The organism is Actinomadura rugatobispora (assembly GCF_042656285.1).
GTDB classification, from domain to species: domain Bacteria; phylum Actinomycetota; class Actinomycetes; order Streptosporangiales; family Streptosporangiaceae; genus Spirillospora; species Spirillospora rugatobispora.
Window position 1 is genome coordinate 80,216 of sequence record NZ_JBHSON010000040.1, and the last position, 8,475, is coordinate 88,690.

Below are 8,475 nucleotides of genomic sequence, written 5' to 3' on the forward strand. Positions count from 1 at the left end.
ACCCGGTAGACGCCCCGGCGACCAGGGTTGTGACATCGGGGCATTCGGTCGGACCGAATCTGGTCGAAACGCCGCAGGGGGCTTTGCGTGGACGCCCGTCTAGGGACATGATTTTCACCACATAAAGCACATAAGTAGGCAATTACCCCGGGTGGCCGGACTGCCACGCCGGGGGATCGCGTCGGCGGGAGGCACAGTGGCCGAGGAGGGATCCGGCCTGGGGCGGGCCTGGCACGAACTGCCCCGGGAACTGGCCGATCACATGCGGCCCCATCTCGACGAGGTCGCCGATGACATGATCCAGACCATCCGGTCCCGGGTCAGCGAGTACGACCGGCCGGCCGACGGCGCCTACTCGGGCACGACCCGGCAGGCGGTCGAGCGCGTCCTGCACTACTTCGTGGACCGGGTCGCCGACCCCGACCACGACTCCGGCCCGGTCACCGACTTCTTCCGCGCGATCGGCCGCGGCGAGGCCGCCGAGGGCCGCAGCCTGGACGCGATGCAGAGCGCGATGCGGGTCGGCGGGATGGTCGCCTGGCGGCGGATCAGCGAGGGCGCCGCGGCGCTGGAGGTCGCCCCGCGCACCCTCGGCACGGTCGGCGAGGTCCTCATGCAGTTCCAGGACGAGCTGGCCGCCGCGGCCGCCGAGGGCTTCGCGCAGGCCAAGGCGGCGGTGGCCGGGGAGATGCAGCGGCGCCGCAAGCGCCTGCTCGACCTGCTGTTCGCCGACCCGCCGGTGGGCCCGGAGGCGATCGCCGACCTGGCCGCGGCGGCGCACTGGCCGGTGCCCCGCACGATCGCCGCGGTCGCGCTGGGCCGCCGCCACCACCGCGACTCCCGGCTGCCCGCCTTCCCGCCCGACGTCCTGGTCGACCTCACCCGCCGCACGCCCAGCCTGATCATCCCCGATCCGGACGGCCCCGGCCGGGCCGGCGTGGTGGACCGCTCACTGAGCGGCTGCCTGGCGGTGGTCGGCCCGAGCGTCCCGGTGGCCGAGGCGGCCCGGTCGATCCAGTGGGCCCGCAAGACGCTCGGCCTGGTCGAACGCGGTGTGATCGAGGCCGACACCGGGGTGATCCGCAGTGTCGAGCACATGTCCACGCTGATCCTGTTCCAGGACGAGGAGCTGATCACCTCGCTGGCCGAGCTGCGGCTGGCGCCGCTCGGCCATCTGCGCGCCGGGCAGCAGGACCGGCTGGCCGAGACGCTGCTGGCCTGGCTCCAGTCGGGCCGCAACGCCAACGAGGTGGCGATGCGGCTGCACGTCCACCCGCAGACCGTCCGCTACCGGCTGCGGCAGCTGGAGGACCTGTTCGGGGACCAGCTGATGGACCCTGACCTGCGCTTCGACCTGGAGATCGTGCTGCGGGCGCGGGCGCTGCTGGCCGACGACGCCGAGGGGCGCGTCCTGTCCGGGCCCGGCGCGGCCGTGGGCGATCCGGGTTCCGGTCCGTCCGGCGTCGTCACGAACCTGCGCCGCTGAGCCCCTCCGCCTCGCCCGGCTGCTCGGGGATGGTGACGCGGATGCGGCAGCCCTGGGGCGTGTCGACGACGTAGATCTCCCCGTCGTGCAGCTCCACGGCCCAGCGGGCGATGGCCAGGCCGAGGCCGGTGCCGCCGCCCGGCGTGCCGACCCGGGTGCGGTCTTCCCGGACGGGCGCGCCCCGCGAGAAGCGCTCGAAGACCCGCGCGCGCTCGCTCGGCGGGATCCCGGGCCCCCGGTCGGCGACCTCCAGCAGCAGGCCGCCGCCGACCGTGCCGAGGGGGGCGGCGGTCACGGTGACCGGGGCGTCCGGCGGGCTGTGCCGGGCCGCGTTGTCCAGCAGGTTGGCGACCACCTGGTGGAGGCGGTCGCGGTCGGCCACCGCGTGCAGGCCGGGGGTCACGTCGATGTCGAACCGGACGTCGGGACGGCCCGCGGCGGCCTCCGCCGTCACGTCCCCGAGGAACGCGGCGACATCGATCCCGGCCAGGTCGAGCCGGGCCGCGCCGGCGTCCACCCGGGACAGGTCGAGCAGCTGGGTGACCAGGCGGCCGAGGCGCTCGGTCTGGTCGAGGGCCGATTCCAGGACCTCGGGGGTGGCCGGGGTGACGCCGTCCGCGACGTTCTCCAGCACGGCCCGCAGCGCGCTGATCGGGGTGCGCAGCTCGTGCGAGACGTTGGCCACGAACTCCCGCCGCTGCCGCTCCACCTCGGCCAGGTCGGCGGCCATCCGGTTGAACGCGTGCGCCAGCTCGCCGACCTCGTCCCGCGAGGTGGCGCGCACCCGGCGGCTGTAGTCGCCGCGCGCCATCGCCCGCGCCGCCGCGGTCATCTCGCGCAGCGGCGCGGTCATCCCGTGCGCCAGCAGCTGCATGATCACCAGCGAGACCAGGACCCCGGCGGGCAGCGTCTGCCGGGCGCGAAGATCGAGCGCGTACCCCCACAGCACCATGAGAATGGCCGTGCACGCCGTCACCGACGTCACGACCCCGAACTTCACCTTGATCGAGCGCAGCGGGTCGAGCGGCCGCGGCAGGATCGTCCACAGCCTGTGGACAGTGCCCCGGGGAGGGGCCTCGGGGGTACTCATGCGGGGATCTCCAGGCAGTAGCCGACGCCGTGCACGGTACGGATCAGGTCGGCGCCCAGCTTGCGGCGCAGCGCCTTGACGTGGCTGTCCACGGCGCGCGTCCCGGAGGCGTCCGCCCAGTCCCAGACCTGTTCCAGCAGCACGGCGCGGGTCAGCACCGTGCCCTGGTTGCGGGCCAGGCAGCCCAGCAGCTCGAACTCGGTCGGGGTCAGATGCACCTCCTCCCCGTCCCGCCGCACCCTCCTGGACCGCGGATCGATCTCCAGCGGACCGGCGCGCAGCGGCCCGGCGGGCTCCGGCCCGCCGTCCGGGTCGTCGGACGAGCGCTCCACGCGGCGCAGCACGGCCCTGATGCGCGCGGCCAGCTCGCGCATGCTGAACGGCTTGGTGATGTAGTCGTCGGCGCCGACGCCCAGGCCCACCAGGAGATCGGTCTCGTCGTCGCGGGCGGTGAGCATCAGCACCGGCACGGGACGTTCCGCCTGGACGCGGCGGCAGACCTCCAGGCCGTCGAAGCCGGGCAGCATGAGGTCGAGGACGATCAGGTCCGGCCGGTACGACCGGGCCCGCTCCACGGCGGACGGCCCGTCGGCGGCGATCTCGACCGCGAAGCCCTCGGCCGCCAGCCGGTCCGCCACCGCCCCCGCGATCGTCGGCTCGTCCTCGACGACCAGGATGCGCTGCTGGTTCGCTGTCACAGCCCGAACTGTACGCAGAAAGCGTGTCCGAGTTCGTTGGGAAATGTAGGGGTTATGTGAAGGCGATCACGGTCCGATCGGCCAGGTGTGGACGGGCTCGTTGGAGTGCATCAACCGGGTGTAACTCTGCGTCATCAGCCGCAACGCCTCGTGCCGCTCCGTGCCGAACGACTCCTCGATCGCGTCCACGGTCTGGATCTGCCAGGACGCGCCGGTCTGTCCCGTCGTGCAGCGCTGGTCGATGATCCCGAGCAGCCGGTCGCGGCGGGCCGGGTCGACGTTCCAGCGGTCCAGGCCCTCGTACGCCATCGGCAGCAGGGTCCGCTGCACCAGCTCGCACGCGGGCACCTCCCCGACGCCCGGCCAGTAGAGCATGGCGTCCAGGCCGTCGCGGGCGGCGCGGCGCAGGTTCTCGGCCGCGGTCTGGAACGACATCCGCGTCCACACCGGCCGGTCCTCCTCGGCCAGCGTCCGCACCAGCCCGTAGTAGAACGCGCCGTTGGCGACGACGTCGGCGACGGTGGGCCCGGCGGGCAGCACCCGGTTCTCCACGCGCAGGTGCGGGCGGCCGTTCACGACGGCGTAGATCGGGCGGTTCCAGCGGTAGACGGTCCCGTTGTGCAGGCTCAGCTCGCCCAGTTCGGGGATGCCGCCGTTCTCCAGGACCTCCTGCGGGTCCTCGTCGTCGCACAGCGGAAGCAGCGAGGGGAAGTAGCGGGTGTTCTCCTCGAACAGGTCGAAGACCGAGGTGATCCAGCGCTCCCCGAACCAGACCCGGGGCCGCACGCCCTGCGTCTTCAGCTCGTCCGGGCGGGTGTCGGTGGCCTGCTCGAAGAGGGTGATGCGGGTCTCGTGCCAGAGTCGGTGCCCGAACAGGAAGGGGGAGTTGGCGGCCAGCGCCACCTGCGGCGCCGCCAGCGCCTGCGCGGCGTTCCAGTAGTCGCCGAAGTGGTCGGGGCTGACCTGGAGGTGGAACTGCACGCTGGTGCACGCGGCCTCGGGGATGATCGTGTCGGCGTGCATCCGCAGCGGTTCGGGGCCGTCCACCGCGATCCGCATCTCCTCGCCCCGGGCGGCGAAGATCTGGTCGTTGAGCATCTTGTAGCGGGCGTTGGACGACAGCGACTCCTCCCCGATGTCGGAGCGGCGCAGCGTGGGCAGGATCCCGATCATGATCAGATGGGCGCCGACCTCGCGGGCCCGCGCGTCGGCCCGGTTGAGATGCTCGCGGACCTCCGCCTCCAGCTCCCCGGTGCCGGACCCGCCCAGCTCCCGCGGCGGGATGTTGATCTCCAGGTTGAACTGGCCCAGCTCGGTGGCCCAGGCGGGGTCCGCGATCGCCTTGAGCACGTCGGCGTTGCGCATCAGCGGATCGCCCATGGCGTCGACCAGGTTCAGCTCGATCTCCAGGCCGATGTGCGGCCGTTCGAAGTCGAACTGCGACTCGCCGAGCATCCGCGCGAGCACGTCGAGACAGCTGCGGACCTTGTCGCGGTAGCGACGCCGGTCCTCCCCGCTGATGGTGGTGGCGCTCACATCCCTGCCCATATGTCCCGCCTTGCTGGATTTGGATTGCTATGAGACGCATGTCCAGTCGGGCCGTGACGAAACCCCAGAGCCGGTTTCGGTCAGACCGATGCCCGGGTGAATCGCCCGGACCTGCGGCCCGGTTCGCCCCCCGGCTGGTTACTTGCCGGTACGGTTGGCCGAGTCCCGGGCGGTATCGGGGGGAGCCGTGCCACCCTGGCGCGAGGCCCGACCCCGCCCCACCCGCTCCGCGCCCGCCCCCCGCCAGGACGAGGAGATCCATGCGGCTGCGACCCCGGTCGATCCGCGCGCGCGACACCCTGATCGCCGCCGTGCTGGCGGCCCTGGTCTTCGGGTCGATCGCCGCCGGCACCGACCTGGCGGTGCGGTACGCCACCGGCGCCGAGCTGCTCCAGGAGACCCAGATCGCCGCCCGCCGGGTCAGCGCCGGCGTCCGCGACGGCTCCCTCACCGGCCCCCGGATCCCCGACTACACCCGGGGCCGCATCCTCATCCAGGTCGTCGCCCCCGGCGGCGAGGTCATCGGCGCCACCCCGGCCGCCGCCGGACGCCCGCCGCTCAGCGACGTGTGGCCGTCCCGCGACGAGCGCATCATCGACAGGACCCAGTGCCGCGCCGTCGGCCCCGGCGGCCACTGCGAGGTCCTGGAGGTCATCCGCACCACCACCGCGCCCGACTCCGTCGTCGTGTACGCGGTGAAGCCGATGCCGCGGATCCTGGTCACCGGCCTCCTGGAGGCCCTCCTGACCCTCGCGGTGCTGGCCCTGTCCGCCCTGGTCGCGAAGATCACCTGGCGGTTCGTCGGCCGCACCCTGCGCCCGGTCGAGGAGATCCGCACCCAGCTCGCCGAGATCAGCGCCAGCGACCTCAGCCGCCGGGTCCCCGAGCCGCCGGGCGAGGACGAGATCGCCCAGCTGGCCCGTACCGCCAACGAGACCCTCGACCGGCTGGAACGCGCCGTCGCCCGGCAGCGCCAGTTCGCCTCGGACGCCTCCCACGAGCTGCGCACCCCCATCGCGGGCCTGCGCGCCAACCTGGAGGACGCCTCGATGCACCCCGACGACACCGACCTGGAACGCACGATCGCCTCGGCGCTCCGCGACACCGACCGCCTGGAGTCGATCGTCACCGACCTGCTCCTGCTGGCCCGGATCGGCACCGGCGGCACCGCCGCCCAGGAGACCATCGACCTGTCCGAACTGGCCGCCGCCGAACTGCGCCGCCGCACGTCGTCCGGCCTGGCCGTGCACACCAGCCTGGACCCCGGCGTGGCCGTCCGCGGGGTGCGGATGCAGCTCGTCCGCCTCCTGGGCAACCTGCTCGACAACGCCGAACGCTACGCGGGCGGCAAGGTCGAGATCGAGGTCGACTCCCAGAACGGGCACGCCCGCCTGACCGTCACCGACGACGGCGCCGGGGTTCCCCCCGAAGACCGCGAACGCGTCTTCGAACGCTTCACCCGCCTGGACTCCGCCCGCAGCCGCGGCTCCGGAGGCACCGGCCTGGGCCTGGCCATAGCCCGCGAGATCGCCCAGGCCCACGGCGGCTCCCTCCGCATCGAGGACCACCCCCAAGGCGCCCGCTTCGCCCTTTCACTCCCCCTCGCCCCGTAGAGTGCAGGGCCATGCGGACGCACGAGGCGGCACGCCTGAAAGAACCGGTGGCACCGAAACTCCCGCCCAAGCTGGCCCGGGCCGCCTATCCGGAGGACGAACCCGCCGACGACTCCGTCCACCTCTCGCTGCACTACGGCGCCTTCGACCTCGTCGGCCTGGACGTCGAAGCCGTCGAATTCGAACGCTGCCGGTTCGACGAGACCCGCCTGGCCGGCACGACCTTCCGCCGCACCGGCCTGGCCGACGTCGCCTTCAAGGGCTGCGACCTGGCCAATCTCCGGATGTTCGACTCCCGCATGTTCGGTGTCGCGATCGAGGACTGCCGCCTGACCGGCCTTTCCCTGACCGACTGCGGCTTCCGCGACGTCCTTTTCCGCGACTGCCGGGCCGATCTCACCTCGTTCCGTTTCTCGCGCTTCAAGAACGTCGTCTTCCGCGGCTGCAACCTGGCCGAGGCCAATTTCCAGGGCGCCGACCTCCGGGGCGCCAGATTCGAGGACTGCAGGCTCACCGGAGCCCAGTTCAGCGCCGCCCACATGCACGGCACCCGCATCGCCAACTGCGACCTGTACGGGGTCAACGGCATCCAGAGCTTCGAGGGCGCCATCGTCAACACCACCGACGCCCAGGGCCTCCTCCACGCCCTCACCGCCGCCATGGGCATCACCATCGAAGACTGACGTTCAGGCGAGCCCCGGCACCATCCCGCCCTGACTCATGCCCGCGCCCCGCCCAACTCCTGGACGATCACCCGCACGGCACCGTACAGAGCCGCGACGGGCACGATCGCCCGACCGTCGCCGGGCCAGGTGAACCACCAGCGCCCGTCCCTAAAGTCGCACCCCACCTCCAGCGAGGTTCCGCCCTTCTCCACGTGCAGGGCGTGAACCCCGCCCTCCTCTCCGACCCGGCACTTGAACCCGGGCCTGGCCCCGACGGCCCGCCCGAGCCTCTCCAGATGCTCGCGCCGCTGGTTGCCCGTCCTGCGCCGCTGCCCATCGGTCGCCGCATGGCGGCCCCTACCGAACCACATCCGCTTCACCTCGCTCGCTTGTGGACGACCGTTGACCACGGCGCGGCCAGGTGCACACGGGGGAACGCACACCGGGCCGCGCCGTCTCCACTACAACTGAGGGTGCTCCTATAGAGGCGCCCTCTTTTCCAGTGGCGGCCACGGGAAAACCGCCACTGGGCCTATAGGTCCTTTGCCCGCGCCTGCACGCGCTCCCGTATGAGCGCCGTTCGCAATGCCTCGGGCGTTGGATGCATCAACGTGGGCGTTACCCCGGCCGTGGGATCGTGCAAGCTGGCGATCCATTCGCCGAGCCGGCCGTCCGCACGGACCGACCGCCAGATCCGATGCCCCTCGAACTCTTGACGTAGCTGTTCGAGAACTTTCTCTTCAGTGTTCGAGTCCCTGTCCATCGAGAAACCTTCGTGTCACTTCCATCGGAATTGCTGCCACCACACTCGCACACGTGATTACCCTGAGGAAGCGACCAGGCACTACCAGCGACAAACCCCAGCCGAGATCGTCCGAACCCGGCCGATCAGGTTCGACATACGGGAGGCCCCCATGCCCGCACGTCCCGAGCCCTACGACGCCCCCGCCATCACCACGTTCGCCACCGAACTGGAGGCATGGCGGACGGCCGCCGGGCTGACGAAGACGGCCCTCGCCCAGGCCCTCGGCTGCACCGACGCCTACGTGGGCCAGGTCGAACTGTGCAAGAACCTTCCCTCACAGGAGTTCGCCCAGGACCTCGACACCTACTTCAAGACCAACGGCCTCTTCCACCGCCTCTGGAAGCGCATCGAGGAGACTCGCCACCTCTCCACCCTCCCGCCCGGCTTCCCCCAGTACCTCGCCTACGAGGCCAACGCCGAGACCATCCGCAACGTCAGCCCGACGCTCGGGGACTGTACGGTTTTCGGTGTAACTCCTGATCATGGAGTGACACATGACAACCGGAACGAGCACGGAGGCTGTGGTGGCCGAGTCCGACAAGCCGACCACGGCCGCGGTCGAGCAGGAGC

8 protein-coding genes are annotated in these 8,475 nt (G+C 71.8%); 4 read left to right on the forward strand and 4 right to left on the reverse strand.

Going from position 1 to position 8,475, the window contains the following annotated elements; translation table 11 throughout:
- Positions 1–196: 196 nt before the first annotated feature.
- Positions 197–1,486 (forward strand): RsbRD N-terminal domain-containing protein, encoded by a 1,290-nt coding sequence (locus ACFPZN_RS26750; RefSeq protein ID WP_378284951.1) that lies wholly within the window; start codon positions 197–199, stop codon positions 1,484–1,486.
- Here ACFPZN_RS26750 and ACFPZN_RS26755 read toward each other — a convergent pair.
- The 3 genes from ACFPZN_RS26755 to ACFPZN_RS26765 all read right to left on the reverse strand — a co-directional run bounded on the left by ACFPZN_RS26755 (position 1,467) and on the right by ACFPZN_RS26765 (position 4,822).
- On the reverse strand, positions 1,467–2,576 hold the full coding sequence (locus ACFPZN_RS26755; RefSeq protein WP_378284952.1) for a sensor histidine kinase: 1,110 nt from the start codon (positions 2,574–2,576) through the stop codon (positions 1,467–1,469). The genes ACFPZN_RS26750 and ACFPZN_RS26755 overlap by 20 nt on opposite strands.
- Complete coding sequence (locus ACFPZN_RS26760; protein ID WP_378284953.1) at positions 2,573–3,274, reverse strand: response regulator transcription factor; 702 nt, start codon at positions 3,272–3,274, stop codon at positions 2,573–2,575. The genes ACFPZN_RS26755 and ACFPZN_RS26760 overlap by 4 nt, the downstream gene beginning before the upstream one ends.
- A gap of 66 nt (positions 3,275–3,340) precedes the next feature.
- A complete protein-coding gene (locus ACFPZN_RS26765; RefSeq protein ID WP_378284954.1) occupies positions 3,341–4,822 on the reverse strand; it encodes a glutamate-cysteine ligase family protein in 1,482 nt (493 codons plus the stop codon).
- A gap of 260 nt (positions 4,823–5,082) precedes the next feature.
- On the opposite strand from ACFPZN_RS26765, the gene ACFPZN_RS26770 reads away from it, so the two are divergent.
- Positions 5,083–6,435 (forward strand): sensor histidine kinase, encoded by a 1,353-nt coding sequence (locus ACFPZN_RS26770; RefSeq protein WP_378284955.1) that lies wholly within the window; start codon positions 5,083–5,085, stop codon positions 6,433–6,435.
- An 11-nt stretch (positions 6,436–6,446) separates the two neighbouring features.
- Positions 6,447–7,118, forward strand: a complete 672-nt coding sequence (locus ACFPZN_RS26775) for a pentapeptide repeat-containing protein (RefSeq protein WP_378284956.1) — start codon at positions 6,447–6,449, stop codon at positions 7,116–7,118.
- A 35-nt stretch (positions 7,119–7,153) separates the two neighbouring features.
- On the opposite strand, the gene ACFPZN_RS26780 is transcribed toward ACFPZN_RS26775, so the two are convergent.
- Entirely contained in the window at positions 7,154–7,471 is a 318-nt protein-coding gene (locus ACFPZN_RS26780) for a hypothetical protein (protein WP_378284957.1), read from the reverse strand.
- Between the two features lie 543 nt (positions 7,472–8,014).
- On the opposite strand from ACFPZN_RS26780, the gene ACFPZN_RS26785 reads away from it, so the two are divergent.
- Positions 8,015–8,475 (forward strand): helix-turn-helix domain-containing protein (locus tag ACFPZN_RS26785; protein WP_378284958.1); only part of this gene is annotated, 461 nt, incomplete at its 3' end.

Coding starts and splice junctions, on each gene's coding strand:
- ACFPZN_RS26775 (WP_378284956.1), top strand. CDS start 6,447: ATGCGGACGCACGAGGCGGCACGCCTGAAAGAACCGGTGGCACCGAAA.
- ACFPZN_RS26765 (WP_378284954.1), bottom strand. CDS start 4,822: ATGGGCAGGGATGTGAGCGCCACCACCATCAGCGGGGAGGACCGGCGT.
- ACFPZN_RS26780 (WP_378284957.1), bottom strand. CDS start 7,471: ATGTGGTTCGGTAGGGGCCGCCATGCGGCGACCGATGGGCAGCGGCGC.
- ACFPZN_RS26770 (WP_378284955.1), top strand. CDS start 5,083: ATGCGGCTGCGACCCCGGTCGATCCGCGCGCGCGACACCCTGATCGCC.
- ACFPZN_RS26755 (WP_378284952.1), bottom strand. CDS start 2,576: ATGAGTACCCCCGAGGCCCCTCCCCGGGGCACTGTCCACAGGCTGTGG.